The organism is Saccharothrix espanaensis DSM 44229, assembly GCF_000328705.1.
GTDB classification, from domain to species: Bacteria; Actinomycetota; Actinomycetes; order Mycobacteriales; family Pseudonocardiaceae; genus Actinosynnema; species Actinosynnema espanaense.
Genome location: NC_019673.1, coordinates 6,057,112 through 6,082,490, shown reverse-complemented (window position 1 = coordinate 6,082,490; position 25,379 = coordinate 6,057,112). Strand labels below are relative to the sequence as shown.

The window sequence follows — 25,379 nt, the reverse complement described above, 5'->3', positions numbered from 1 at the left end:
TGGTCAGGCCCCGGCTTTGACACGCGGCTTGATCTGGCCGGTGCGGGCGGCGCGGCGCAGCAGGGCGACGCTGGGCACAACGCAGACCAGCAGCGCGATCAGGCTCGCCTCAGGCCCGAAGGTGCCACCGGTCACCACGGCAGGACCGGACAGCGTGGTCTGCAACAGCCCGTGCGGCACCTCGGCCGAGCCGGACAACGCGACGCCGAAGATGCCGGCGTGGGTGAAGTTCCAGGCGAAGTGCAGACCGATCGACAGCCACAGCGAACGGGTCGTGACGTAGGCGGCGGTCGTCAGCAACCCGCCCGTCAGGGCGATCGACAACACGCCCCAGAGCGTCGCTTCGGCGTTGATCGAGTGCGCCAGACCGAAGATCAGCGACGACACGAGCAGCGCGATCACCGTCCCGGTGCGTTCTTCCATGATCCGGAAGAGCACGCCGCGGAACAGCACCTCTTCGGTGACCGCGACGCTCGCCACCAGCCCGGCAGTGCCGAGGCAGCCCCAGATCGAGCCCCACGACATGTCCTGCCAGCCACCGAACATCCCGATCAGCAGGATCAACAGGACGAACAGCCCGGACCCGAGCAACGCCCCACGCCGCAGCTGTGACCACATCCGCGGCGTGGCGAGCTCCGGGATGTCCGCCCGCTGCTCCACGACCTGCGACAGCTTGCGATAACCGGCCAAGACAACGAGAACGGAGACGGCCCCCACCGGCAGGGCGAGCAGCGCGATGGGCGACACCAGCTGCATGATGACCGCGTTCGCCAGCATCACGACGGTGAACGTGACCAGCAGCAGGGGGAACCGATACCTGCGTAGCTGCCCGACTTCCTTCAAACGAACCATTTCCTCGTCCTCTCTGCGATGCGCTCTTCGTTTGACAGGGAGATTAGGCATCCGGCCCAACCGTGGAATCCCGCTGGGAACAACAACCCGTGTAGCTCTCAAGGGGGACAACAGGCCATACCTTCGGGTGTCACGGCATCCAGCCCGCCACCAGGAGTTCCCCGTCTACCTACAATTGCCGCCGGCAATCGTGGTCACTGCGGGGTGATGTCGGTGCAGTGGAGCTTCTTGTCCGGCAACCGGCCGGTGGTCAGGAACGTCACCGTCGCCTCGTCCACGCACGTCGAGCCCTGGTTGTAGACGTAGTGCCCGCCGTGTTCCGCGCCGACGAACGCGGCTCGTTCGCCGAGGACCTTGTAGAGCCCGAGGCCGTCCTCCCACGGGGTGGCGTTGTCCCTGCGGTTCTGGAGGATCAGCGTGTTGCGCGGTCCCTTGTCGGTCACGCGGACGGGCTTTTCGATCGGTTTCGGCCAGAACGCGCACGGCCAGATGTTGGCGGGCATCCCCGCGGTGAGCGGCCAGGCCGCGCGGTCCTCGGCGGTGCGGCGGGCGTACTGGTCGACGTCGTTGGGCCACTGCGCGTCGCCGCAGGTCAGTGCCAGGAACATGGTGGCCTGGTTGTCGGCCGGCACGCCCGGGGTCGGCGGTGGCGCGGTGAACACCTGTTGCAGCACCTGGCGGTCCGCCTCGGTGGGGGTGCCGTCGGCCAGTCCGGCGGCGGCTTTCCAGAACTGGGCGAGCACTGGGAGGGTGTCGTTGTGCAGCAGAAGGCTGTAGGTGACGGTGCGCAGCATCGCTCCCGTCAGGGCCAATGGGGTGCCGGGGACGGGCGCGGGAGTGCGGTCGAGGCGGTCGGCGAGTGCGAGGTAGGTCCGGGTCACCTCGTCGACGGTGCCGCCCAGCCGGAGCGTGGCGTGCTGCGCCGCGGCGACCTTTGCCGCGTCGGGGAAGCGTTCCGACATGGCCTTGCCCCAGTTGTCCTTCGCGCCGGCCCAGACCTTGGTGGGGTCGACGTTGCCTTCGAGGACCACCCGGTCGGCGCGATCGGGGAACAGTGACGCGTAGACGGTGCCGAGGTAGGTGCCGTAGGACTGGCCCCAGTAGGAGATCTTCTCCTCGCCGAGTGCCGCGCGGATGCGGTCCATGTCGCGGGCGGTGTTGGCGGTGGTGAAGTACCGGAGCTTCTCGCCGGCGCTCGTCGCGCACCGTTCGGCGTCGGTGCGGGCGTGGTCGACGTTCGCGGTGATCGAGCCGTCCGCGGCCGGGTACGGGAAAAGGCCGGCGAGAGAAGGGTCGTCCAGACCACAGCTCTGCGGGGTGCTGTGCTGGACCCCGCGCGGGTCGAAGCCGATCAGGTCGTAGGCCGCCACCACCGACGGCGGCAGAGTCGGCGCCACCACCCCCGGCGTGTCCAGGCCGGCCAACGCCGGCCCGCCCGGGTTCAGCAGCAGAACACCGCGGCGGTCGCCGGACTTCGCTGTCGGCAGCTTCGAGACGGCCACCTCGATCTTCTCGCCACGGGGGTTCCGGTAGTCGAGCGGAACCTCCACCGTTCCGCAGGTGAGCCGCGGGTCGCGGCTGGCCCCCTCGGCCAACGCCGGGCATGTGCCCCATGTGATGCGCGGCGTGGCGGCCACCTCGGCGGCGACCGGTGGTGGGTCCTCGCTCGGCGCGTTTCCTTCCGGGTCGGCGCCACAAGCCGCCGCCGCGACGGCGAGCGCCACCGCGATCACCACCCCGGTGAACCTGCGGGGAATACCGGCTCCCGCTGACCGTTGCACTGTCTTCAACGCCCTTGCCCTCCAAGTTCTCGGCGTGCCGTGACGCACTGACGCCGTCGTTGGCAAACCTATGAGGGAGAGCGGCACCACGAATCCCCTTGGTGTGGACACTTCTCTGTAGTCCTCACGGGGGACACCGACCTGCGGTCGACTGGGCGTGCCCACGTGGGGACGGGACGAAATCCCGCCCCCACGGGCACTACTCGGGCGCGGACAGCCCGAAACGTGACTTCACCACCGGGCTGCCGGTGTGAAACCGTTGCTCCGACCGCTTCGGCAGTTGCGGGACCTGCTTACCCGCCACGCCGAACGAGCCGCCTACTACCAGGCCGATCTGCGACTCCGGAGAGTGCGCCTGGGTTCGTGTCAGTTGCGAATGGCTTCGGTGGTGATCAGGGTTTCCACTCGCCGGTCATCTCGACGTAGTTCTCGCCACGGACGTTCTTGCCGTCGTACCTGCCGGTGAACGCCGCCGTGGCTTCCAGGTAGCCGCCACCGTCCGGGGTTTCGATCTCCTGGTCCGGGTTTCCGGTGACCTGCACGTCGAGTTCGGACCGCAGGGCGGGAATCCGGATGCGCCACCGGGTGGGGTACGTCTGGCCGGTGGCCGGGCTGGTCCACTGCCGGGAGACGCCCTGGGCGAGGGGTTCGACGGCGACCACCTGGTAGGAGCCGTCCGGGTGCAGGACCGTCGCCCAGCTGTTCCTGGTTCCAGTGCCGATCGTGTCCCAGATGGCGACCTTGTCACCGTTGGGCATGCCGAGGTTCATCCACGTCCACCGGACGAGCGACGTGGGCATCTCGCCCCACTGCCTGTCCAGCCAGGAGGTCCCCACGATCTGGTGCTTCCTGCCCTCGACGACGAGCGTTCCGGACGTCCGCACCGCCGGGAGCGCGAACTCGTAGTTCGGCACGCCGTCGACCAGGTTGAACACACCGGTCGACGCGTAGTTCAGGGCGGGGCCGGTCGGTGACAGTTGGACGTCGAGTGATCCCCAGGGTGTCTGGACCTGCACCGACTGGCGGGTGGCGTCACCGGTCCAGCTCAGTCCCGGCGCTTGGATGTCGAGCTTGCCCTGGCTCCACCGGTAGTCCTCCGGCTCGACCATCACGGCGTGGTCCTTGTACCAGCCGGTGGTCTTGTTGATCACCGAGAACGTCCAGCGGTACGCGGCCTCGCCCCTGTTCGGCAGGATGCGGGTGTGGACCTGAAGGCCGAACTCCTGACCGTTCGCCCGCACCGAACTGGTGAAGTAGATCGAGTCGAACCAGGTCGGCTGGGGTCCCGGCGCGTGCCGGCCCAGGTCGACCCCGGGATCGACCAGGGCCGGAATCCCCGACGTGACCGGACTCGCGGTGGGTGCCGCCGACGGAGCGGCCTGGACGGAAGAACCGATCGGCACACCGAATGCCACAGTCACCGCTGCGGCGACCAAGGCCACCGCTCGGCGCCTGGTTCGGATTGCGGACATGAGGACTCTCCTTGCATTCGAGTAGAAGGACAACGTCGTGCTGTCCACGTTGGTTCGGAGTTGGAGGCTGTCGACAACGTGCTGGGACCAACTGCCCGGTATTGCGGGGCCTCCACCCGGACAAGCGGGCTTCTTGCCGGCGGCTCGCGCGTTCAGGCGGCCGCAGTGGGGTTACCGGCGATGTCGAGTCCCCTTGTCCGGTTGATCTTGCTGTTGGCCTGGAGGAAGCGGAGGGCGTCGCCGACCAGCGGGAGTCGGGCGCCGCGCGCGATGATCGGCCGGAGTGCGATCTGCCGTTGGTTGTCGGGTGTGAAGAAGGACTGTCCGCTCACGCCTGCCTGCTGGTAGACGGTGAGGTGGGGGCGCAGTCGGGCTTCCCAGGACCTGAGCGCGGCGGGGATGTCACCGGGGTGGTGGTGCAGCACGGTGCCGAGCAGGTCGGCTCCGGCCAGTCCGGCGGAGACGCCCATGCCGGCGTAGAGGCCGACGCACCAGGCGGAGTCGCCGACCAGGACCACCCGGCCGCGTGACCAGGTGTCCATCCGGGTCTGCTCCACGGTGTCGAACAGGAACTCGCCGGTGTCGTCGAGCGCGTCCAGTGCCGGTCCGAGCAGCGGCCCGGCCGGTGCCGGGCCGAAGGCGGCGCGGACCCGGGCGGCGGGCCGTCCGGTGAACTGCCGTTCGACGTCGTTGGTGCGGTAGGAGAAGAGCAGGCTGTGCGGCCGGTCGGCGAAGGGGAAGAGCCACATCGCGCGGCCTGGTTCGAACAGGCTGATGCCGTCGCGCGCGGGGACGCCGTCGAGCGGGTTCGGCAGGGCGAGGGCGGCGATCATGTAGCCGAGCCGGTGCAGGTGGTGCTCGTGCGGGCCGAAGACGAGTTGCCGGACGGTGGAGCGCAGGCCGTCGGCGCCCACGACGAGGGCGAACCGTTCCGTGGTGGTCGCGCCGTGGTGGTCGAGGGTCACGTCCACACCGGACTGGTCCTGCTCGATTCTCGTGGGCCGGGTCGCGAAGCGGATCTCCAGGTCGTCGGGAAGTGCGTCGAACGCGGCGGTCTCGACGTCACCGCGCAGCATCATGCGCTGGTCACCGGGGAGGTCTCCGAATCCCAGACCTGGTCTGCGGCGGCCGGCCCGGTCGACGACGTAGGTCCGGCCGTCACGTACGGCCCGGTCGGGGATGGCGTCATCGAAGCCGAGTCGTCGCGCGGCGGCCCGACCGGCGCCGAAGAGGGCGACGAAGTAGCCGCCCGATCGGCGGTCGGGTGCTCGCTCCACGATCACCGGTTCCCAGCCGATCCGGTGCAGGCGGATCGCGGTGGCCAGACCGCTGATGCCGGAACCGACGACGAGGCAACGCTTGTTGCTGTTGGGCGGCATGGCTCTCCTTGGGGCAGGTGGGACTGGTGGACCGGTGCCTTGCCGGACGTGAACGATGGGGTCGCCCGTCTCCTCGTTCCGCGCCTCGGTCACCTGGGTCAGAGGCGCGGGACGGGCCGAACGTCGTGCAGGAGTGGGGAAGTGGGCAACCGCGACGGCACCCCGCAGATTTGGTTTGCATTGCCCACTACCTTGAGTTTGGTTGGCAAGACAAACTATGTCAAGTAGGATCGGGGCATGAGATCCGACGTTGCGCTCGAGGACGCTCTGGTCCGGACGTCCTTCCGGGTGATGGCCGTGCTCACCCGCATCGGCTCCGAGCACGACCTGTCCCTCACCCAGTTGCGAGTGCTCGGTCTCCTGCGTGACCGCCGGCCGCGCATGGCCGAGCTGGCGGCGTTCCTTGGCCTGGACAAGTCCACGATGTCCGGCCTCGTCGAGCGGGCCGAGCGGCGGGGCCTCGTCGCACGGGGCAAGTCGGCGGAAGACCGCCGTGCGGTCGATGTCTTCATCACACCTGCGGGGCGCGAACTGGCGGAACAGGTCCAAGAAGAGGTCCGCGCGGCACTCGTGCCGTTCATCGATCGCCTGCGCGCGGACGAACGCCGTCTGCTCACCGGCCTGCTCGACTCCCTTACCGGTGCGGCAACAGCGAACGCGAGGGGCGTGACCGGCACCTTGCCCCTCGACCGCGCGTAGCACCGTTCACTCTCAACGAAACCGGCGAGGCAGCCGACCGGAACCTCTGTCGCGGCAACTGCACGGCGTGAGTCGGCGCGGCCGAACGCGGGTCGGGTCGCGGTGGGAAGCTTGCGGCCCATGCCTTCCGGAACGTCGGCATGTGCTTGTGGCTGAACAGGTTCTGGGAGCGCCGGCTTTGCACGGGCCGGGTTGAGTGATGTCCAGTCGTCTGCGATCATCCCGCACCATGGATCATCACAACCAGTTCCGCCGCGCGGCGATCGATCGGGGCATCCCGGACGACGAGATCGACGAGTTCACCGATCACCTCCGATTCGCGATCCACTTGGGATCTGCCGGCGACGGCGAGCAGGTGGTCGGTCAGCGGGGAGGGCTTCCCCGGTTGCCGGTGGGCGCGGAGTGGCCGAGCGACGGGAGCGGGTCCCCGTTACCGTTCGTCGCTTCCGTCGACTGTGCGGTCCTCCCGCGGGTCGGGGGGCTTCCCCTGCCCGAGGACGGCTCGCTGCTGTTCTTCCTGCACCACGAAAACGACCTGCTGGCTCCTCTCGGCACGGACGTGCCGGAGTTCGCTCGCGTCGTGTACGTCCCGGCGGGTGCGGAGACGGCGGTGGCGTCACCGCCGCCCGGCCACGACAGCACGACGCCCTTCCACGAGGACATCCCGTTCCTCACCCCCGAACGCCCGCTTTCCGCGTCGGTCCAGCCGGAGCTGCCGGAGTGGATCGAGGACGACGAGTACGACTTCGAAGAGTCGGACCAGGTGATCGAGGAGCAGCTGCTCGGCGAGCTGGAGCACGTCGATGACCTGTGCGAGCTGGTCGACGAGCTCTGGCCGGAATCCGACCGAGGCCTGGTGGTCAACCTCGGCGGGTACTGCTCGGAGATCGGCGGCCAGAACGACCCGTGGACGCAGATGGCGCACATCGGCATCACGAGCCGGCTGGACGACTCGGACTTCCCGGGATCGGAACGGTTCCAGCCGGGCGAGGTGGAGAAGTACCGGCTGACTCGTGAATGGGTGACGCTCGCCCAGTTCCCGACGGACAGCGAGGTCCACTACGGGTGCTTCCTGATCAGTCGCGACGATCTCGCCGACAAGCGCTTCGACCGAACGCTGTCGTTCACCATGTTCACCGAGTAGGCGGGAAACGGACACCGCCCTGGGGCTGACGCTACGGACCTTCGACCGGCTTCCTCATCGGTACGAGCGTCAGCCCCGGGCGGCAACCCCTGCGGCACGACCGGCTAGGCCCCGCAGCACGCCCACCTGGTTTTCCCGGAGCCCGGCGCACGCCAGTCCACATCGGATGGTGTGCCGTCCGCTGTGGTTCCACCTCGCTTGGGCGGCACCAGATCCGACGACACGGTGGCCCGGTTTGGAGCGATGCACCAAGTTGGTGCATCGCTCCAAATCCTGTTACGGTGGCGCTGTGACGACACGAGCCGACCGGCCCCGGCGGCGCAACCAGGTGCTCTCCCGGGAGCAGGTCCTCGATGCGGCGATCGAACTGCTCGATTCGGGTGGCGAGGGCGCGCTGACCGTTCGGGCGATGACCGAGCGGCTGGCAACCGGGTCCGGGGCGGTCTACCACCACGTGGGCACCAGGAACGAACTGCTCGACGCGGCAACGGAAACGATCGTCGCGGCGGCTCTCGCGGCCAAGCCTCATCAGACGGGTGCCGCGCCCGAGCAGGAGATCCGCGCGGTCGCGCTGGCCCTGTTCGACGCGATAGCCGAACACCGGTGGCTCGCCACGCGGCTGACCCTCCAGATCGTCCGCAACCCGGCGGGACCGGTGACGGTCGAGGTCTTCGAGAGGATTGGCCGCCAGGTGGGCGCGTTGGGCGTCCCACGAGCCTCTTGGTTCAACGCGACGTCGACACTCGTGCACTACATCCTCGGAGCGGTCAGCCAGCACGCCCGTCTCGACGGGGACACCGCGGGGGAACCGTCCGATGTGGACCGCGAAGAGTTCTTTAACGCGCTGTCCACGACGTGGCGGGAACTCGACGCCGAGACCTACCCGTTCATGCACGCCATCGTGGACCAGGCCAAGGAGCACGACGACCGCGAGCAGTTCCTCGCCGGCATCGCCATCGTCCTCGACGGCCTGGCGCGTCTGCGCTGACCCACCCGGCAGGGTTCGCCCGTCGGTCTTCTCACCAGGGGGAATTCCCATGCACGACGTGCTGATCGTCGGCGGCGGCCCGGTCGGGCTGTTCCTGGCAGGCGAACTCGCTCTGTCCGGTTGCTCGGTGCTGGTCCTCGAACGCGACCGGGAACCCGGCTCGCCGTTTCAGGCGCTCCCGCTCGGGTTGCGGGGCCTGACCGCCGGGTCGGCCGAGGCGTTCTACCGCCGGGGTCTGCTCGCGGCGGTGGTGCGCGCTTCCGGCGCCGACGAGAACCGGGTCGGCGCGGCTGCTGAAGCGGTCGAAGCGCCGGCACCCCGTGATGTGAGCCATTTCGGGGGGATGGGCCTCGACGCCGCCGCCATCGACACCTCCGCTTTGCCCTTCCGGCTGCCCAGTCCGGCGATGGAAGGCTTCATGACCAGTCTTGAGGCGGTCTCGGCGGTGCTGTCGCCGTGGGCCGCCGAACTCGGCGTGGAGGTCATCCGGGGTGCCCCGGTCACGGCCGTGCGCCAGGACGACGAGGCCGTGATCGCCACGGCGGACGGACGGGAGTACCGGGCGCGCTGGCTGGTGGGATGCGACGGCGGTCGCAGCACGGTCCGCCGGCTCGCCGGCTTCGACTTCGTCGGCACGGAACCGCTGTTCACCGGCTACACCGCGCGCGTCACCTTCGCCGACCCTCGGCAACTGCCGCTCGGCTTCACCCTGACACCCCACGGCATGTACCTGCGGACGCCCTTCGAGGGTCACCTGGGCCTGATGGACTTCGACGGCGGCAGGTTCGACCGCACCGCGCCGCTGACCCGTGAGCACCTCCAGACGGTCCTGCGTCGCATCACCGACACCGACGTGACGCTGACCGATGTCCACCTGGCATCGAGTTTCACCGACCGCGCGATGCAGGTGACGACCTACCGCGCGGGCCGCGTGCTGCTCGCCGGCGACGCCGCGCACATCCACTCCCCGCTCGGCGGTCAAGGTCTCAACCTGGGCCTCGGCGATGCCGTGAATCTCGGCTGGAAGCTCGCCGCCACCGTGCACGGGCACGCGCCCGACGGCTTGCTCGACACCTACACCAGCGAGCGCCATCCGGTCGGTGCCTCGGTGCTCGACTGGTCACGCGCCCAGGTGGCGACCATGAAGCCGGGCCCCAACGCCCTCGCGCTGCGGCGGCTGGTCCACGACCTGATGAGCACTGCCGACGGAACGACGCACGCATACCGGAAGACATCGGGTCTGTTCGACCGCTACGACCTGGGCAACGTGCATCCGCTGGTCGGCCGGACCGCCCCCGACTTCCGCTTCGAGGACGGCCTCCGCCTCGGCGAGTTGATGCGCCAGGGCCAGGGCATCGCGCTCGACTTCGGCAGCGACCGCCCGCTGGAGGCCACGGCCACGGGCTGGGCCGGCAAGATCCGTTACGTCGCAGGGAAAGCGCGCAACGACCTCGGTCAGCGCGCCCTGTTGATCCGTCCTGACGGCGTCGTGGCATGGGCCACCGAGGACGTTCCCGCTTTGGAGGAGTTCGCCGGTGGCGCAGCCCGCTGGTTCGGCAGCCCGGAGAACTAGGCGCGAGTCCCACAACTGCCCGACGCCAAGCGACGCCGAAGTACAGGCGATCCACCCAGTGATCAGCGCGCTGCGCGCGGCCGGGATCGGACAACGCGGGTTCGCCAAGGTCGCGTTCGTGCTCACCGGCATGAGTCAAGATCGCGCCCAGGACCAACGCCAGCGGTGCTCCAGTGGATCGCGACGGTTGTGTCCTGATCCCGACATCGAAGTCCTGTCATCGCCGCTATCGGCCGCCGGGCCGCGCCTGCGACGCCGAGGGACGGCAAGGCCGTCCCTCGGCGTCACAACCTCAAGACTGGCTGTATCCGGCTGCCACGTCGAGGATCCAGGTGACGCCGAAGCGGTCGGTCAGCATCCCGAAGGCGGGTGCCCACGGTGCGGGGCCGAAAGCCTCGATGACCGTCGCGCCTTCGGCGAGGCGATTCCAGTACTCGGTGACCTCGTCGACCGTTTCCCCGCGGACGGAGAGGAAGAAGGGCTGCTCGGTGATCGTGGTGCCGTTCTCCCGGCGCGTGGTGGACGCACCCTGGGCGACGGGGATGCTTTCTCCCGGCACGTCGTAGGCCATGACCCGGAAGCCGTTGTCGGCGACGACCTGGCCGAACACCACCTTCTCGGCGTCGGGCAGCCCGGCGGGCATGCCGAAGTCGCCGTAGGTGGCGAGGGTGGCTTTCCCGTCGAACACCGACCGGTAGAACTCCAGGGCTTCCCTGGCCTGGCCGTGGAAGTTCAGGTGCGCGACAGCGTTGATCGACATGATGTGTGGTCCTTCGAGAAGTGGTGTTCGCCGTCGGTGATTCCCGGCGGCGACACCATCGTGACGGAGGTGGCGGACAGGGAACGTCCGCTAATGGTGCGACCATGGGGAACATGCCGATCTCCTCGTCGACGACCACGTCCGGCCGGTTGCTCGCGTTGTTGTCGATGTTGCAGGTGCGCCGCGACTGGCCAGGACCACTGCTCGCCCAGCGGCTGGGTGTGAGTGAACGGACCGTGCGCCGTGACGTGGATCGGTTGCGCGAGCTCGGTTACCTGATCGGTGCGGTGAAGGGTCCGGACGGCGGCTACCGGCTGGACGCGGGCGGTCAGGTGCCGCCGCTGCTGTTCGACGAGGAGCAGGCGGTCGCGCTCGTCGTGGCGTTGCGGATGGCGGCGGCAGCGGGTGCGGGTGTCGGGGAGGCCGCTGTGCGGGCTCTCTCGACTGTGCGGCAGGTCCTGCCGTCCCGGCTGCGCCATCGCGTCGACACCCTCGACGTCACCGCCGCCGAATCGGCCGGGCGCGGCGGCGACCCGCGGGTGGACGTCGACCTGCTGCTGGCGGTGAGTGATGCCATCCGGGCCCGCGAGGAGTTGCGGTTCGACTACCGCTCACCGGGCGGCGACGACGACGGGCCGCGGGAGCCCCGCCGGACGCAACCGCACCACCTGGTGGTCCGGGCCGGTCGCTGGTACCTCGTCGGGTGGAGCGCCGAGCGCGAGGACTGGCGCATCCACCGCGTGGACCGGATGACGCTCCGCGTCCCCAACGGGCCGCGCTTCACCGCGCGACAGGTGCCCGGCGGGGACGTCGTCACCTTCCTTTCCGCGCGGTTCAAGGGTTCCGACAGCGTCGACGCCTGGCCGTGCCAGGGGGAGGTGATCCTCGGGCTCCCCATCACCGAGGTGGCACCGTTCGCCGGAGACGGCGTCGCCGAACAGGCCGGTCCCACCAGGACCAGGCTGAGGACCGGTTCCTGGTCCTGGCCCGCGCTCGCGGCGCAGCTGGCGCGCTTCGACACCGAGATCGAGGTCATCGGCCCACCACCCCTGCGGACCGCTTTCACCGAACTGGCCCGCCGCGCCGCACGCGCCGGGGGGAACTCCTTGATCCAGTAGGGCAACTGGGGCGTCGTGTGCGCACCTTCTACCGGACAGCGATGCTCGCGGGGGAGGAGCGCCTGTGGCCATGGCTACCGCTCCGTTCGTTGATCGCACGCCGCGATGGAGGACGTAAACCGGCCGCCTTCGCCGCGACAGTGGGCGTACGAGGTGCGGGCCGAGATCGAGACGGCCGTGGGATAGGACGTCAAGCCGCGTACGGCGCCCTTTCGGAGGTTGGGACGGCGCTTGCGCCGTGGCATGGAGACACCCCACGGGTGAACTCGGCACTCATCACGGGCAGCAATTGGCTTGGTCCACCCAGCGCTCGCGCGCCTGGGGGTGGCCGTTGAGGATCTGTATCAACGCGCGCATCTGGGTGCGGTGTGAGTCGTAGAACGCGATGCTGCCCGCCACGAACGCCAGCAGCGTGTCGGCACTTGACACGGCTTGGTCGGCGGCTGGGCGGATCTGAGCACCGCCGGTGCCGTAGATGTGCGCGACCACCTGACCGATCAGCTCGTCCTAATCGGCGAAGTGGTAGGAGAGCAGCCCCGGGCTGCTCAACCCGGCACGCTTGGCGATCCGCGCGAACGAGGCGCCCGCGTATCCCGACTCGGCGAGCGTCTCGATCGTGGCTTGGTAGGGGCGGACCCGTGCGATCCGTTGGCGCCACCTGCACGCCGATCCGCGCGGATTGCCGCTGTCTATTTCCAGGTCGGTGCCCCGGAGGCGTTGCTGGACGACCGCAGACGGCTGGCACGGCGACTGCGGGCCGCCGGCGTAGAGGTCCGTCTCGACGAGTTCCCGGACCAGCTCCACACGTTCCAGATGGCGGCCGGTCCCACGACCGCGGCCGACGACGCGATCAGGGAGCCGACTTCGCGCTCAAATGGCCCGACCGGTTCCCGTTTGCGATCGCGGGTGGCGACGCCGTGCGGTGCCCACTGGGCCATGACGGGGGACTTGCTCAGCACGCCGAGTCGGAGCCGAGGAAGCCGTTCGGGCGAGGGTGTGCGGGCTCGGCGACGACGAACAGGGCCCTTGACCGGTTCCCGGTCCGGAGCCCTGCTCGTGTGTTCACGGCCGGTCGATCACCTCGTGGTCCCGGCGCCTGGGCTCACGGAGGTGGTCACGGCTCGGCCGCAGGTGGTTCAGGCGAACGAGAGGGAGGCCGAGGCCGTCTCCACCAGCCCCTGTCCCGCGACGTTGAGCGAGCAGCCACCGGCCACGGTGTCGCAGTCCACCACGCCGATGGACTGGCCGTCGCTGGTGAACGCCTCGAAGGTGCGCAGCACCGAGATCGAGGTCGAGGCACCTCCGCTGCCGTCGATCGTGAGGATCGCACCGTTGTCCCTGGCGCACGCCACACCGCTCGGAACCGCCACGCACTCACCGAGCAGCACCGACGAGTCGGCGGTGAAGCCGGACACCGACACGGAGACCGTGTCGCCGTGGGAGAGCCCGGTGGCGGGGGTGGCGCTCACCGCCGGAGCGTCCAGGGTGGACGCTGCGGCCGTCGCCGTCGTACCGGCGGCCGTGAACAACCCGAACGCCGCGATGGCCGCGGCCGCGATTGCGGATGAGCGGGATAACCGGTCGAACGAGCCCATTCTTCCTCCTGGTCAATATCGGGGAGCACCGGCGGCCGGATCGGGACGTCAGATGTCCAGTTCCTCCACCGGGTACTGTCGGGCATTCATCTCGGCGAGCCGCGCGAGCTCCGCGGGCACCGCCTCCTGCAACTCGTCGAAATCCTCGAAGACGAGCAGATCGAGTTCGGCCGCCCAGGGCTCCCCCGAGTTCTGGAACGTCGCGTTGTCCCAGTACTCGTTCACGTCCTGCCACCTCATCGCACCGGGCCAGCCTGCTTCGCCGGGCAACGCGGTGTGATCGGGCGCTTCCACCGCTCCGGCCACCTTCTTGGTGTGCACCGCGTACCGCCCGTTCCTGGTCAAGAACGCCGCGTAGTACACGGTGAACCCGCCATCGGCTTTGACCTGCCAACTGGCGATGCGCCGGGCGAGGAACCGCTTGCGGCGGTAAACGCCCGCGGAACCCACGCGAACCTCGATCTCCTCGAATCCTTCGAGGCTCGCTTCCTGGACTTCCACGAAGCGCCGGAGCGCTTGTCCGATGGCGGACGACAGATTTCCTCCCGATAGTTCCTGCGCGCGCTGGTAGAGCGCGACATCGCCATCCGCGACGTAGATCGTCTTGTTGGGCATGACGTCCGGCCTCCCTCGACAATTATGAGTATACGTACACATCTGCTAGCCCGACAAGGGGTCGTGAGCTGGAATTCGTCCACCCCGCCAGTGGTCAGCCCGTTCACGTTCTTCCCCGTCGGGGAAATAGTCACCTCTGGACCAGAAAGAACTACAGGTCGACCGGTCGGCAGCGGTGCGCTTGTACCGATGCCCGCGCACCGATCCTGCTGAAGAGTGGTCGTGTCGGTATTCGAATTCACCGGAGAAGGGGGAGAAGTGGACATTGACAATGACCACGTCCTGCTCGACCTGAGCGACCTCGACGTGGAGACACTCGATTTCGCGTCGAACACGGCAGGCCTGGAGTCGCTGCGAATGGGGCACGGCCTGACCGAGGTCGGTGCGTCGTGCTGCTGCTCCACGTCCGCTTGTAGCTGCTCCACCTGATAACCCGGGGCGGCCGGTCCGGACCACCGGACCGGCCGCGCCCGCACCGCCATGAGGGGGACGTGCGAACCGTGAACACACCAACGCCCGGTTCGGCCGCCGTGGTCGCGGACGAATTCAGACCGAAGCTGCGCACCGACGCGCTGTGGGTACCTGATGACGACGGGGCCTTCCTGTTGTGCAACGCCGCCTCGCTGACCATTCGGGGCAAGTCGTCGTACGCGCTCATCGACAGGATCGCACCCCACCTCGACGGCAGCGCGACGCTGGGTGACCTCGTACGCGGCCTGCCGCCCGCGGTCGGCGAGCAAGTCCGCCTGCTGGTGCACAACCTGCACGACGCCGGGTTCGTGCGGAACGCGGGTGTCGACCGCGCGCACGGGCTGTCCGCGCGCGAGTTGACCGCCTACGCCGGGGAATTGGCCTTCATCGAGTACTTCGGCGATTCGCCGGCCGCGCGGTACGAGTCGTTCCGGGACGCCGCGGTCCTGTGCGTCGGGTCGGGTCGGACGTTGGAGGGCCTGGTGCGTGCCTTGGTGCAGTTGGGGAACCGGCGCACCACCGCGGTGCTGATGGCCGGTGATCCCAGCGCGCTCGGCGTGCGCCAGGTGGTGGCCGACGCCCAGACCCGCGACCCCGATCTGACCGTCGAGGTGATAGGCCCCGACGACGGTCCCATCGCCGCGCGGACGCGACTCGCCGAGCTGGTGCGGCGGACGGCCGTTGTCCTCCACTTCGCCGACGAGTTCGACGCCGCGGCGGCCGGGTGGCTCGACGAGCACTGCGAGCGCGCCGGGAGGACGGTCCTGCACGGCGTGATCGCCGGCGACGAGGCCTGGCTCGGTCCGCTGGCCGGCCCGGCCGGCGGGACGCGGGGGCCGGACCTGTGGCGGCGGCTCCGCGTCACGACCGCGCCGAGCCCGTTCCTCGGCACGCCCACGGCGCGCATCGTGGCCGGGCAACTCGCCTTCGAGGCGTTCAAGCTGCTGACCGGGGTGCCCGCCGACGACTTCCGCGACCGGGCCGTGCGGATCGACCTGGCCACCCTCGAAACCGAGGCCGTCGTGCTCTCCGCCGAAGCGCCGGAGGTGCCGGCCGCGCCCGGAGGCTGGGCGGCGTCGCTGCCGCCGGACGACACCGGATCCGCGGCCTTCTCCCCGGTCTTCAGGTCCGAGGCGGACAGCCGCTTCGGCGCGGTGGGCGAGGTCGACGAGGGGTCTCTGGCGCAGGTCCCCCTGCACTGCTGCCGTGCCGCCGTCACCTCCGTCGAGGACGACGGGGCCCGGGTCACCGCCGTGGGAACCGGGCTCGACCTCACCACCGCCCGGCTGGCCGCGGTGCTCGTCGCAGCGGAACGGGCCTGCCTCGACGCCGTCGCCGACGCGCGCCACGACGACGTCCACGCGATGTCCGACCTGCTCCGCGACCGCCCGGTCGACGTGCCGCGGGACCGGCTCGCGGCATGGCTGGAGACCGGGGTCCCGCTGGGCGTCGCCTCCGGCGCGAACTGGGGGGAAGCGGCGCTGCGCGCGGTGGGCAGGCTCGGTCAGCGGGCCTTGCGCGACCGCGCGGCCCCAGGCGGCGAGGTGGTCGGCGCGGACAGCCCCCACGACGTCCGCTTGCGGCGGATCCTGGCGGCGGGCGGCCACGAGGTCACCGTGCGCTCGGTGCTGGACGAGGACGGCTTCGCGGTCGCCCGCGCCGAGTCCCCCACCGGCCTCACCGGGGTCGGCGTCGCCCACGACCCGGCGCGGGCGGCGACCGACGCGCTGTTCGACGCGGCGTGCGGACTCCACGAGACCGTCACCGGCCAGGCGTTGCGCGCACCGTCGATCCCCGCCGGGGCCGGGTGCGCGGACGAACCCGCCGCGCCCGGCGTGGTGGCGAACGCGGCGCGGTGGTTGCGATCCGCGCTGGGTGCCGAGTGCGACGTCCTCGCCGTCACCGCCCCGACCCACCCGCTGCTCGGCCGGGTCGGCCGGGTCTGCGCGGTCGTGGTCGCGGCTTCGCGCGAGGAGGCGGTCCGATGACGCTGCACGTGCTGGACGCGCCACCGACCGAGGAGCACCTGGCGTTGGTGGACGAGGAGTCCGGGGTGGGCGGGCGGAGCACCACGGCGTGGTGGGAGCCCGGCAAGGTCATCCTCGGCCCGACCTCGCGCGCCGGGGTGCCGGGCTGCCTGCGCTGCCTGGTCTCCCGCCGGGCGGCGTGCCGGCCCGAAGCCGTGCCCACCGTCGCCCGGTTCGCGCGGGAGGGCCGCGTCCGGTTCGACGACCGGCACCGCCTGATCCGGCCGCTGCTGGCAGAACTCGTGCGGGCCCGGGTCGACACCGCGGGCGCCCCGCACACCGCTTTCCAGGTGCTGTCGCTGAAGGACCTCGCGGTCGCGAACCGGAAGTTCCTCCCCGACCCGCTGTGCCCGACCTGCGGATCGGTGCCGGACGACGGCCCGCCGGCACCCGACGTGTTCGAGGTGCCCGTGCCCAAGCCCGCGCCCGACCGGTACCGGGTGCGCAACCTGCTGGACTCCGCCGACGCGTTGCGCGACCTGTACGTGGACGAGGAAGCCGGGCTCGTCCGGCACATCCGGCGCAGCGCGCACGGCCTGTTCCCCACCGCGACCGCGCCGGCCGGGCTGCGCGTGTCACCCCGCCAGGAGATCGGCTTCGGCCGGCAGGGCAGCTTCCTCGGGGCGGAGGTCACCGCCGTCGCCGAGGCGCTGGAGCGGTCCGGCGGCGCGCAGCCGGGCGGTCGGCGCACCGCGGTCCGCGACAGCTTCGCCCGGCTCCGCGACACCGCCGTGGACCCGCGCGAATTCGGCCTCCACGAGCCGGAGCAGTACACCGGCGCGAACTTCCCCTTCCACCCGTTCGACGAGGATCGCGAGATCCCGTGGGTGTGGGCGCACTCGCTGACGGCCGGCACCGCGGTGCTGGTCCCGGAGTGCTTCGCCTACTACGAGCCGCTGTACCACCGGACGGAGACGCCGTCGTTGGCCTACGAGATCTCCAACGGGTGCGCGATCGGTTCGAACCCGACGGAGGCGGCGCTGCACGGCCTGTTCGAGATCGCCGAGCGGGACGCGTTCCTGCTGACCTGGTACTGCCGGGTGCGACCGGTCGAGGTGGAGCTCGACCCGGTCCGCGACACCGCGCTGCGGCTCATGGTCGAGCGCATCGAACGGCTCAGCGGCTACCGGATCCACCTGTTCGACATCACCACCGACCTCGGCGTCCCGGCGGTCTGGGTGCTGGCCGTGGACGAGCACGACCGGCCGGGGCAGCCGAAGGCGCTGTGCGCGGCCGGCGCGCACCTCGACCTGGGTACGGCGTTCGAGGGGGCGCTGCTCGAACTCGCGCCGTTCACCTCGGAGTTCCCGCCCGCCTACCGCGCGAACCGGGACCGCGCGCTGGCCATGCTGGACGACCCGGACGAGGTGCGGCACATGGAGGACCACCGGCTGCTGTACTGCGCCCCGGAGGCGTTCCCGCGCCTGGAGTTCCTGCTCGACCCGGTGGACCGGCTGAGCCTGGCCGACGCCGCGCGCCGGCACGCCGAGCCGCACCGCCACGACGACCTGCGCGACGACCTGGCCGATGTGGTGGAGCGCGTCGGGGACGCCGGGCTGCCGGTGCTCGTGGTCGACCAGACCACGCCCGAGCACCGCCTGGGTGGGTTCCGCTGCGTGAAGGTGCTGGTGCCCGGGAGCGTCCCGATGACGTTCGGGCACTGGGCGCGGCGGTGCGACCTGGACCGGCTGCGGACCGCGCCGGCGCGGATGGGGCGCGCCGGCGGGCCGTTGACCCGGGCCGACCTGAACCTGCTTCCCCACCCGTTCCCGTGATCGCCGACGACACGGCGCCGGCCGTCGACCGGTACCTGCGGCTCACCTTCGACCGGATGGCCGACGTGGTGCCGCGGGGCCTGCCCGCCGAGTTCCCGCCGTGGCGGCGCGACACCGGCACGCCCTCCTGGGTGCGGCGGCTCCCGCCGGTCGACGTCGATCCCGCGGTCGACTGGTCGGGCGGCGGTGGTGCACGCGCCGGGCTCACGGCCGCCGCGTTGGCCGCACTCCTCGCGCACGGGGCCGGGGCGTCGGCGGTCGAGCTCGGGCCGCAGTCGGCCTGGCGGCACCACCGCGTCGTGCCGTCCGCCCGGTGCGTGCACCCCTGTTCGGTCTGGGTCGTCGGCGGGGACGGCCCGGCGGGTGCTCCGGACGTCGCCCGGTACTTCCCCGAGCACCACCAGTTGCGGTCCGCCGCTCCGCCGCGGCACCGGCGGTGGACCAGGACCGGGTTGGTGATCAGCGCCGCGGTCGGCACGATCGGCGCCCACTACGGCGAGTACGCCTACCGGCTGGTGTGCCAGGAGGCGGGACTGCTCGCGGAAAGCCTGCTGCTGACGGCACGCGCCCTCGGGCTGGTCGGCGCGTTCGACACCGACTCCACCGCCGCCGAGCTGGACGGGTTGCTGGGCCTGGACGGCGCGCGGGAGTCCGCGCTGCTGATGATCCGGCTGACCGGCGGGGTCGTGGACCTGGCCGCGGCCCGACCGGTCGCCCACGTCCGCGCACCGCCCCTGCCCGCCGATCGACGAGGTCGGGCCCTCGGCCGCGGCGGCGCACCGGCGGTTCGCCTCGACCACCATGCCCGTGCCGGCGGCGCACCCCGTACCGCACGACGACGGGCCGGAGCCGTTGCGCGTGCCGTGGCGCCGGGTGCGCCGCGATCGGGATTCGGGCGATCCGGGGTTCATCCCGTCGCCGGCGTCCCTGGACCGCGACCAGCTCGCGCGGCTGGGCTCGGCCGCGCGCACGACATCGTTCCCGGGGATGTGGGGCGGCGCGCCGGCGCTGTCCGTGCTCACCGCCGCCGTGAACGTCCGGGGAGTCGCCGACGGCCTCTACGACGGCACGACGTCCTTGGTCGGTGACGTGCGGGCTTTCCTCCGCCGCTGCCAGCTGGCGCAGTCCACGAACGCGCACCTCGCGCCCGCGACGTTCTTCGTCACCACCGACGCCGACGAGTGGCGGCGGGAGCGCGGCGACCGGGCGTACGTCGACCTGCACCTGCGTGCCGGAGCCGCCACGACGCGGCTGCTGGTGGCGGCGAGCGCGGAGGGGTTGGTCGCCAGGGTGCACAACGGTTTCCTGACCCAGCCGATCCGCGACGTGACCGGTGGTCCGTCCCGGATCGCGGTGTTCGCGGTGATGGTCGCCCGGAAGCGGGCGTCCGCGCGCTACCGCATCCAAGTGGGAGCGGACCGGTGAACCCCTACGTCGTGCGGGTGCCCGCCCTGCCCGCGACCGCACCGGACGTCGTCGGCTCCGCCTCGGCGGCGTCGGCGGTCGAACGGCGGGCGGCGACGGCGGAGGAGCTCCGCCTCAGCGGTGGGCGGTGCTCGGACGCGTTGCACGGACTGATCGGCGCGCAGGCGGCGCACCCTGACCGCCGGGTCCTGCTCGACCTCAGGAGGGCGATCCACAACCGCCGTGCGGCACGCGTGCGCCGCCTGTGGTCCGGCGTCGGCGGACGGCTGCCGGGGGCGGTGGCGGACGAGGTGCGGTACTGGCTCGCGGTGCACGCGCGACTCGAAGCCGCGGTCGAGGACGGGCAACGCGTGTGGACGGACGAACTGCGCCGGAGCTCGGCCGCCGTCGTGGAACTCGCGGGGCTGCCGCCGGTCAAGGTCGAGCTCCAGCGGGCCGGGTCGCCGTTGGCCGCGGTGCTCGACGGACGTGCCGGTCCTGCGGACGTGGACGCGGTGCTGAGCCTGTACGCGTTCGTGGCGCGCGGTTCGGTCAAGTCCACGCCGCGCGGTGCGCTGTGCGGTTGGGCCCGTGGCGTCTTCCACGACGGCCCGGACCGGTGGGCCGGGGACCTCACCCGGCGGGTCGACCACGTCGAGCTGAACGCGACCATCACCGAAGTGCTCGTCCGGCAGCTCGGCCCGGTGGACCGGGTGACGGCGAACCCGAGCACGACGTTCGGCGAGTTCGTGCGGTTCGTGCCGCACGGTCACGCCGGCGTCCGCCAGCTCCGGCTGGACGAACCGGTCCGCCGGGTGCTCGGCACGTGGCTCGGCCACCCGCGCGACGTGGCGGCGGCCGTGGACGACCTCGCCGCGGTGCTGGGCGACGTGCCCCGGGCGCGTGGGCTGCTCGACTCGTTGGTGCGCGCGGACCTGGTCGTCGCGGCCGGAGCGGTCGGCGCCCAGGGGGACGACCCGGTGCGGGCGGTGCTCGGCTCGCACCGGGCGACCCCGGTGTCCGCCGCGCTCGGCGAGGTGGCCGACCTGGTCGACAGCGCGATGCGGCCGGACACCGGGGCCGCCGCCGTCGAACGCCTGCCCGAAGCCCTCTCCGGGCTGGGGCGTCGACTGGGCTGGCCCGCCGACGCGCTCTCCCGCGGTACTGCGACGTTCGCCGACAGCGTGCTGCGGGACGGACGGCTGGAACTCGACGCGGGCTGGCGGCAGGTCGAGCCGACCTTGCGCGCGATCGGGAACTGGATCGGGCATGCGGACCCGTGGGAGCCGGTGCGCGCGGTCGTCGCGCACCACCTCGCCGAACGGCACGGGGAAGGCACCCCGGTCCCGCTGGTCGACGTGCTGCACGACCTGGCCACCGCTCGCGGGACACCGGGGCTGGACGCGTTGTGGAGCGACGGGTTCCTGTTGCCGGACGCGTCGGCGGCCGGTCTCGGCGGGCTGCGGGAGCTGATCGCCGCCGCGCCGGTCGGGCCCGACGGCATCACCCTCGACGCGCTGCCGCCCGCACCCGATCCCGGCCCCAGCGCGACCACGAGCCTGGCGTTCTACGGCCACCCGGTCCGCGTGGCCGGCCGGCGGCTGTTCGTGGTCAACTCGGTCGAGGACGGCTCCGGACGACCGGCCGCGCACGTGCGGCGCATCCTGCGCCGGCTGGGGCTGCCCGCCGAGGAGGTCGCCGGCTGGCCGGACGACCGGCCGGTCACCCGGCCCGGCACGCTCGACGTGGAGATCTCCGCCGTGTCCGGCAGCAACGTCAACCTGCGCGAGCTGGGTGCCCTGCCGGAGCTGAACCTGGCCGGACCGGCGGTCGGCGGACGCGGCGTCGACGCCCGGGACTGCCGGGTGGTCTCCCGGGCCGGGCGGCTCCTGCTGACCCACCGCGGCCGGCCGGTGCGCATCGTCCCGAGAGGACGGATGGCGGAGTTCCGCGGCCCGGCGGTGATCCGCGTGCTGCTGCGGGCGTTCGCGCCGCCGGCGGAGCACCGGGTGCAGCCGGTCGTCGCCGCGGCGGGCGAGGTGGTGGGTGACGGGGCGGTCGTCACGCCCAGGGTGCGGATCGGCGACGTGGTGCTGCTCCGGCGCACCGTCATCGTGGACGCGGCCGACGTGCCGGGACGCGGTGCCGGCGAGGACCTGTTCCCCTACGGCGTGCGGGTCGCCGAGTGGTGCGGACGGTTGGAGATACCTCGGCAGGTGTACGTGCGGGTCGTGGGCAGCACGGTCGCGGACAAGCACCGCAAACCGTTGCCGCTGGACCTCTCCTCGCCGTTGGGCGTGCTCCAGCTGGACAAGCTGACCCGCAAGGGTGCCCGCCGGCTGCTGTTCCACGAGGTCCTGCCGACCAGCGCGCAGGTGCCGGCTGACGCGCACGGCACGCCGTGGGTTCCGGAAGTGGTGTGGGAAGTGGGGCTCGGGGATGGCTGAGGAGTGGTTGTCGGTCCACGTTTGCGCGCACAGCGACCTCGATCGACAACTACCCGTGCTGCTGCCGGCGGCGGCGCGGGTCCATGAGGAGTTCGGGCTGGGCGCGTGGTTCTTCCTCCGCTACTGGGACGGCGGACCGCATGTCCGCATCCGGCTGTTGTGCGCCGACCGGGAGCAGCGGACACGGGCGATGTCGCGCCTGGACGGCGAGTTCCGGCGGTGGGCGGAGCGCAACCCCGAGCCGCGCGCGCTCACCGTGGCGGAGTACGAGCGATCGGTCGCGTGGATCAGGGCGCGGGAGACCGGCACCGGGGTCGTGCTGCCGTTGCGGGCTTCCCGGACGTGGTGGGAGACGGAGTTCGACGGCGAGTGGATGCCGGGCGGTCCCTCCTGTACCGACGCGCCGCGCACCCTGCGATTCCTCAAGGCCTCCAGCGCAGTCGCGCTGCGTGCGCACCGGCAGCACTCCTGGGGCGAGCGCTTCCGGCACGGCGTGGACGTGCTGCGGCACGCGTTGCGCGAGCACGAACTCGGGCCGGAGATGACGGTCTGGGCCGAACGGCTCGCCGGCGACCAGGCCGCGGAGGTCCGGCGCAGGTGCCGGGCGCAGAGCTCGGCGACCCCGCAGGACCGGCCGCCGGCGGCGGCAGCGGTCGCGGTCGCCGGGCTGTGCTCCGACGTGGCCGGTGAGCTGGGCGGTGTCGACGCGTTCCGGCACGCGTGGCACACGCACTGCAACCGGCTGGGGCTCACCCTGCTGGACGAGGCCGCAGCCGCCTGGATGGCGCTGATGTCCGACGCGGAGGTCACCAGATGACACGACTGCCCGAATCCGTGACGTGGTTGGACCACCGCGTCTACCGCAGCACGTCGCACGACGCGGTGATCGCCGAGCAGTTGGCTCCGCTGCTGGACGACGTCGCCGGGCAGTGCGCGCTGCGGCAGATCTTCCGGGAGTGGCAGGGTGGCCCGAACATCCGGGTCTCCCTGCTGGTCGACGGGTCGACCGCGGCGGACGTGGCCTCGGCACTGCGCCACCGGCTGGGCGCCGCCGAGCCCGGGACACCGGCGGCGCGCCCGGCGGCGGACCTGGAACTCGCGCTGCGCGAAGGCGTGGACGACGATCTCCCGCCACAGCCCGACAACTCCGTCCTGCGCATCGCGCACCCGGATCGCGCCCCGGTGCTGGGCGGTGCGGACGCCGTCGCGCTGTTCGACCGGTTCCACCACCTGTCGACCGGTGCCGCGATCGACAGCCTGCGTGCCGCCGGCGGTGAACGCCCGGCGGCGCGGATGCGGCTGGCCGTGGCGTTGATGTTGCTCTGCGCGACCAGGTTCCCCGGTCCGCTGAGACTGGGCGGCATGTCGTTCCGCTCGCACGTCGAGGGCGCGATCATGGAATCGGCGACGCCGGACCGGCTCCGCGCGGAGCTGAGCCGGCTGAGCGAGCGCTGGCTGCCCAGGCTCACGCCGCTCGTCGAACTGGTGCTGCGCTCGGCGCGGACCGGTGAACCCCTGCACCTGCCCGGTCTGGCGGCGTTCACCGACGGCGTCGAGGGCCTGGTGCCCGAGGCGCGCCGGCTGCTCGCCCTCGACCGGCTGCGCCTGCCGCTGACCGGTCGGCACGGCGAGACGAGCTGGGACGAGTCGGTGCTGGCGCGCAGCCCGTTCCACGCCCGGTTGCAGCGCGACCCGCGCTGGCTCGCCGCGGCGGCGTCCGACCCGGTGCTCCGGCTGCACCGCGTCCTGGTCAACTGGACCTACCTGCACCTGACCCGGCTCGGCGTCACGCCCGGTCAGCGGCTCGCGCTGGGCCAGGTCGTCGCGGACGTCGTGGACCGGCACGCGGACACCGAGATCCGGTTCACACCGGGAGCCCGCGACACCGCCGGCCTCCCCGCGCTGCGCTACGCCCGCGACAACCGCACGGGTGTCCGCATCCCGGAGGGCGTCGACTGGAGCGAGTTGCCCGCCCCTCGCCCGGTCGGCGAGCTGACCGCGCTCCCGGACGGCAGGCCCACCCCCGCCGGTGGGCTCGACCCGCGGTCACCGGACGACTGGGGCACGTTCCTGCGTTGCGCGGCCGGTGCGTCGAGGCTGCGGCCGGCGGCCGGGGCCGAGCGCTTCCCGGCCTCGGTGCACCGCGTGGTGTCCTCGGCGGGTCAGCGCTACCCGGCGGACCTGCACACCGTGTTCGGCGACACCGCGTCCGCGCGCTACGAACCGGTCCACCACGCGCTGGCCCGGCCTGCGGGGCCGGAACCGGCCGGGGTGCCCCGCGACCTGGTCGTGACCGTGACGCCGTGGCGCACCGAGTTCAAGTACGGCGAGTTCGCGTACCGGCTGCAATGCATGGACGCGGGCGTGTTGGTCGGCCAGACGCTCGCGGTCGCCGAGGCGGCGGGGTGGGACCTCGGGGTGTGCTACCACTTCCCGGACGCCGAGGTCGACCGGGTCATCGGGGTGGACGGGACGACCACCCGCAGCTATGCCGTGCTGACCGCCGGACCCGCCGCGGTGCCGGTCGCGGCCCGCCCGGCACCGGTGGGCCACCCGGTCGAGGACGCGGCGCGGGCCCGGCCCGGTGCTCCCCGGGTCTCCGCGCCGCCCCTGCTCGGGCGGCTGCGCGCCGGGGTCGTCGAGTGGGTCGACCTGCCACCGACCGACCCCGGGGACGACGCCTGGACCGCGCGCCGCAGCTCGCTCGGCTTCTTCGGGCGCGGCGGCCTCACCGCCGAGGAGCTGGCCGGGCTGCTGGACCGGATCCGCGCGCCCTACCGCAACGACCTGCCGGGCGGGCGTTGCTTCGACCAGACCGCGCACGTCGTGACGATCGGCGACGTCGCCGGCGTGGCACCGGGGGTGTACCTGGTGGTGGACGGGCGCCGGCTGGGTCTGCTGCGGCGCGGCGACGTGCGGCACGAGCTGCGGCACGCGGTGACGCGTTCGGTGATCGACGTCGGGTGCGTGCCGGTGGCGCTGACCGTCGTCACGGACTACGAGGCGGCGCTGCCGGTGCACGGCGACCGCTGGTACCGCATCCAGGGCATGGAGGCCGGTATCGCCACCCAGCGCGGTTACCTCGCCGCAGCGGCGAGGTCGCTGGCGTGCCAGGCGCACTGCGGGCTGGACCCGGACGTGCTGATGACTGCCCTGGGACTGGCCGATCAGCACCTGGAGCCGATGATCCAGCTCCTCGTCGGCAGGCCGAAGGACGTCGGGTTCGCCTACGAGCTCGGCGTGTTCTGACCACTCGCGCCGGGCGGCGGCGCACGAACC

General features: G+C 71.7%; 22 protein-coding genes and 1 pseudogene. 14 read left to right on the top strand and 9 right to left on the bottom strand.

The genetic code is table 11. The annotated features are described in order from the left end of the window. Nucleotides 1-3 precede the first annotated feature (3 nt). The 4 genes from BN6_RS26260 to BN6_RS26245 form a co-directional block, all read right to left on the bottom strand. A complete protein-coding gene (locus BN6_RS26260) occupies nucleotides 4-903 on the bottom strand; it encodes a CPBP family intramembrane glutamic endopeptidase (protein ID WP_084672771.1) in 900 nt (299 codons plus the stop codon). Nucleotides 904-1,046: 143 nt separating this feature from the next. Then, nucleotides 1,047-2,588 carry an alpha/beta hydrolase gene (locus BN6_RS26255; protein WP_197540195.1) on the bottom strand — a complete coding sequence of 514 codons (1,542 nt, stop codon included), beginning with the start codon at nucleotides 2,586-2,588 and terminating at the stop codon, nucleotides 1,047-1,049. Between the two features lie 437 nt (nucleotides 2,589-3,025). Further along, on the bottom strand, nucleotides 3,026-4,036 hold the full coding sequence (locus BN6_RS26250; protein ID WP_231904750.1) for a lipocalin family protein: 1,011 nt from the start codon (nucleotides 4,034-4,036) through the stop codon (nucleotides 3,026-3,028). A 221-nt stretch (nucleotides 4,037-4,257) separates the two neighbouring features. Continuing rightward, complete coding sequence (locus tag BN6_RS26245) at nucleotides 4,258-5,484, bottom strand: FAD-dependent monooxygenase (RefSeq protein ID WP_015102802.1); 1,227 nt, start codon at nucleotides 5,482-5,484, stop codon at nucleotides 4,258-4,260. Between the two features lie 291 nt (nucleotides 5,485-5,775). Between BN6_RS26245 and BN6_RS26240 the strand changes: the two genes are divergently transcribed. The 4 genes from BN6_RS26240 to BN6_RS26225 all read left to right on the top strand — a co-directional run bounded on the left by BN6_RS26240 (nucleotide 5,776) and on the right by BN6_RS26225 (nucleotide 9,888). Beyond that, nucleotides 5,776-6,183 (top strand): MarR family winged helix-turn-helix transcriptional regulator, encoded by a 408-nt coding sequence (locus BN6_RS26240; protein ID WP_408005262.1) that lies wholly within the window; start codon nucleotides 5,776-5,778, stop codon nucleotides 6,181-6,183. Nucleotides 6,184-6,412: 229 nt separating this feature from the next. Beyond that, nucleotides 6,413-7,327 (top strand): YwqG family protein, encoded by a 915-nt coding sequence (locus tag BN6_RS26235; RefSeq protein ID WP_015102800.1) that lies wholly within the window; start codon nucleotides 6,413-6,415, stop codon nucleotides 7,325-7,327. A gap of 289 nt (nucleotides 7,328-7,616) precedes the next feature. Then, entirely contained in the window at nucleotides 7,617-8,315 is a 699-nt protein-coding gene (locus tag BN6_RS26230; protein WP_015102799.1) for a TetR/AcrR family transcriptional regulator, read from the top strand. Nucleotides 8,316-8,364: 49 nt separating this feature from the next. Next, nucleotides 8,365-9,888 (top strand): FAD-dependent monooxygenase, encoded by a 1,524-nt coding sequence (locus tag BN6_RS26225; protein WP_015102798.1) that lies wholly within the window; start codon nucleotides 8,365-8,367, stop codon nucleotides 9,886-9,888. A gap of 292 nt (nucleotides 9,889-10,180) precedes the next feature. Here BN6_RS26225 and BN6_RS26220 read toward each other — a convergent pair whose 3' ends face one another. Beyond that, on the bottom strand, nucleotides 10,181-10,648 hold the full coding sequence (locus tag BN6_RS26220) for a VOC family protein (RefSeq protein ID WP_015102797.1): 468 nt from the start codon (nucleotides 10,646-10,648) through the stop codon (nucleotides 10,181-10,183). A gap of 113 nt (nucleotides 10,649-10,761) precedes the next feature. On the opposite strand from BN6_RS26220, the gene BN6_RS26215 reads away from it, so the two are divergent. Continuing rightward, a complete protein-coding gene (locus tag BN6_RS26215; protein ID WP_015102796.1) occupies nucleotides 10,762-11,766 on the top strand; it encodes a helix-turn-helix transcriptional regulator in 1,005 nt (334 codons plus the stop codon). A 276-nt stretch (nucleotides 11,767-12,042) separates the two neighbouring features. Here the strand turns inward: BN6_RS26215 and BN6_RS47485 are convergent, their stop codons facing one another. Both BN6_RS47485 and BN6_RS50280 read right to left on the bottom strand, forming a co-directional pair. Continuing rightward, nucleotides 12,043-12,255, bottom strand: a complete 213-nt coding sequence (locus BN6_RS47485) for a hypothetical protein (RefSeq protein ID WP_015102795.1) — start codon at nucleotides 12,253-12,255, stop codon at nucleotides 12,043-12,045. Between the two features lie 18 nt (nucleotides 12,256-12,273). Next, entirely contained in the window at nucleotides 12,274-12,381 is a 108-nt protein-coding gene (locus BN6_RS50280; protein WP_408005342.1) for a TetR family transcriptional regulator, read from the bottom strand. 6 nt (nucleotides 12,382-12,387) lie between these two features. Between BN6_RS50280 and BN6_RS50275 the strand changes: the two are divergent. Beyond that, a pseudogene (locus tag BN6_RS50275) lies at nucleotides 12,388-12,519 on the top strand (hypothetical protein); the annotation flags it as partial. A gap of 383 nt (nucleotides 12,520-12,902) precedes the next feature. On the opposite strand, the gene BN6_RS42430 reads toward BN6_RS50275, so the two are convergent. Continuing rightward, nucleotides 12,903-13,361 (bottom strand): enediyne antibiotic chromoprotein, encoded by a 459-nt coding sequence (locus BN6_RS42430; RefSeq protein ID WP_015102793.1) that lies wholly within the window; start codon nucleotides 13,359-13,361, stop codon nucleotides 12,903-12,905. Nucleotides 13,362-13,409: 48 nt separating this feature from the next. Further along, complete coding sequence (locus tag BN6_RS26200; RefSeq protein WP_015102792.1) at nucleotides 13,410-13,976, bottom strand: EXLDI protein; 567 nt, start codon at nucleotides 13,974-13,976, stop codon at nucleotides 13,410-13,412. 222 nt (nucleotides 13,977-14,198) lie between these two features. On the opposite strand from BN6_RS26200, the gene BN6_RS45010 reads away from it, so the two are divergent. The 8 genes from BN6_RS45010 (at nucleotide 14,199) to BN6_RS26165 (ending at nucleotide 25,349) form a co-directional block, all read left to right on the top strand. Next, complete coding sequence (locus tag BN6_RS45010; RefSeq protein WP_197540192.1) at nucleotides 14,199-14,405, top strand: thiomuracin/GE37468 family thiazolyl RiPP peptide; 207 nt, start codon at nucleotides 14,199-14,201, stop codon at nucleotides 14,403-14,405. A 71-nt stretch (nucleotides 14,406-14,476) separates the two neighbouring features. Continuing rightward, nucleotides 14,477-16,435: a hypothetical protein gene (locus tag BN6_RS46960; protein WP_158509434.1), complete on the top strand. Its 1,959-nt coding sequence runs from the start codon at nucleotides 14,477-14,479 to the stop codon at nucleotides 16,433-16,435. Then, nucleotides 16,432-18,249: a TOMM precursor leader peptide-binding protein gene (locus tag BN6_RS26190; RefSeq protein WP_015102789.1), complete on the top strand. Its 1,818-nt coding sequence runs from the start codon at nucleotides 16,432-16,434 to the stop codon at nucleotides 18,247-18,249. Before BN6_RS46960 ends, BN6_RS26190 begins: the two co-directional genes overlap by 4 nt. After that, entirely contained in the window at nucleotides 18,246-19,337 is a 1,092-nt protein-coding gene (locus BN6_RS46955) for a nitroreductase family protein (RefSeq protein WP_015102788.1), read from the top strand. The genes BN6_RS26190 and BN6_RS46955 overlap by 4 nt, the downstream gene beginning before the upstream one ends. 1 nt (nucleotide 19,338) lies before the next feature. Then, the gene (locus BN6_RS46950; RefSeq protein WP_015102787.1) at nucleotides 19,339-19,674 is read left to right on the top strand and encodes a nitroreductase family protein; all 336 of its coding nucleotides are present in this window, start codon (nucleotides 19,339-19,341) and stop codon (nucleotides 19,672-19,674) included. Then, nucleotides 19,671-22,100 carry a lantibiotic dehydratase gene (locus tag BN6_RS26175; RefSeq protein ID WP_015102786.1) on the top strand — a complete coding sequence of 810 codons (2,430 nt, stop codon included), beginning with the start codon at nucleotides 19,671-19,673 and terminating at the stop codon, nucleotides 22,098-22,100. Before BN6_RS46950 ends, BN6_RS26175 begins: the two co-directional genes overlap by 4 nt. A gap of 7 nt (nucleotides 22,101-22,107) precedes the next feature. After that, the gene (locus tag BN6_RS26170) at nucleotides 22,108-22,917 is read left to right on the top strand and encodes a lantibiotic dehydratase C-terminal domain-containing protein (RefSeq protein ID WP_158509433.1); all 810 of its coding nucleotides are present in this window, start codon (nucleotides 22,108-22,110) and stop codon (nucleotides 22,915-22,917) included. Beyond that, a complete protein-coding gene (locus tag BN6_RS26165) occupies nucleotides 22,914-25,349 on the top strand; it encodes a lantibiotic dehydratase C-terminal domain-containing protein (protein WP_015102784.1) in 2,436 nt (811 codons plus the stop codon). The genes BN6_RS26170 and BN6_RS26165 overlap by 4 nt, the downstream gene beginning before the upstream one ends. The last annotated feature ends 30 nt before the right edge of the window (nucleotides 25,350-25,379 follow it).

What these genes read in the sequence shown, in the direction of transcription:
- BN6_RS26260 (WP_084672771.1), bottom strand. Translation starts at nt 903, where the DNA reads ATGCCTAATCTCCCTGTCAAACGAAGAGCGCATCGCAGAGAGGACGAG.
- BN6_RS26245 (WP_015102802.1), bottom strand. Translation starts at nt 5,484, where the DNA reads ATGCCGCCCAACAGCAACAAGCGTTGCCTCGTCGTCGGTTCCGGCATC.
- BN6_RS26240 (WP_408005262.1), top strand. Translation starts at nt 5,776, where the DNA reads ATGGCCGTGCTCACCCGCATCGGCTCCGAGCACGACCTGTCCCTCACC.
- BN6_RS26235 (WP_015102800.1), top strand. Translation starts at nt 6,413, where the DNA reads ATGGATCATCACAACCAGTTCCGCCGCGCGGCGATCGATCGGGGCATC.
- BN6_RS26225 (WP_015102798.1), top strand. Translation starts at nt 8,365, where the DNA reads ATGCACGACGTGCTGATCGTCGGCGGCGGCCCGGTCGGGCTGTTCCTG.
- BN6_RS26220 (WP_015102797.1), bottom strand. Translation starts at nt 10,648, where the DNA reads ATGTCGATCAACGCTGTCGCGCACCTGAACTTCCACGGCCAGGCCAGG.
- BN6_RS26215 (WP_015102796.1), top strand. Translation starts at nt 10,762, where the DNA reads ATGCCGATCTCCTCGTCGACGACCACGTCCGGCCGGTTGCTCGCGTTG.
- BN6_RS42430 (WP_015102793.1), bottom strand. Translation starts at nt 13,361, where the DNA reads ATGGGCTCGTTCGACCGGTTATCCCGCTCATCCGCAATCGCGGCCGCG.
- BN6_RS26200 (WP_015102792.1), bottom strand. Translation starts at nt 13,976, where the DNA reads ATGCCCAACAAGACGATCTACGTCGCGGATGGCGATGTCGCGCTCTAC.
- BN6_RS26190 (WP_015102789.1), top strand. Translation starts at nt 16,432, where the DNA reads ATGACGCTGCACGTGCTGGACGCGCCACCGACCGAGGAGCACCTGGCG.
- BN6_RS26165 (WP_015102784.1), top strand. Translation starts at nt 22,914, where the DNA reads ATGACACGACTGCCCGAATCCGTGACGTGGTTGGACCACCGCGTCTAC.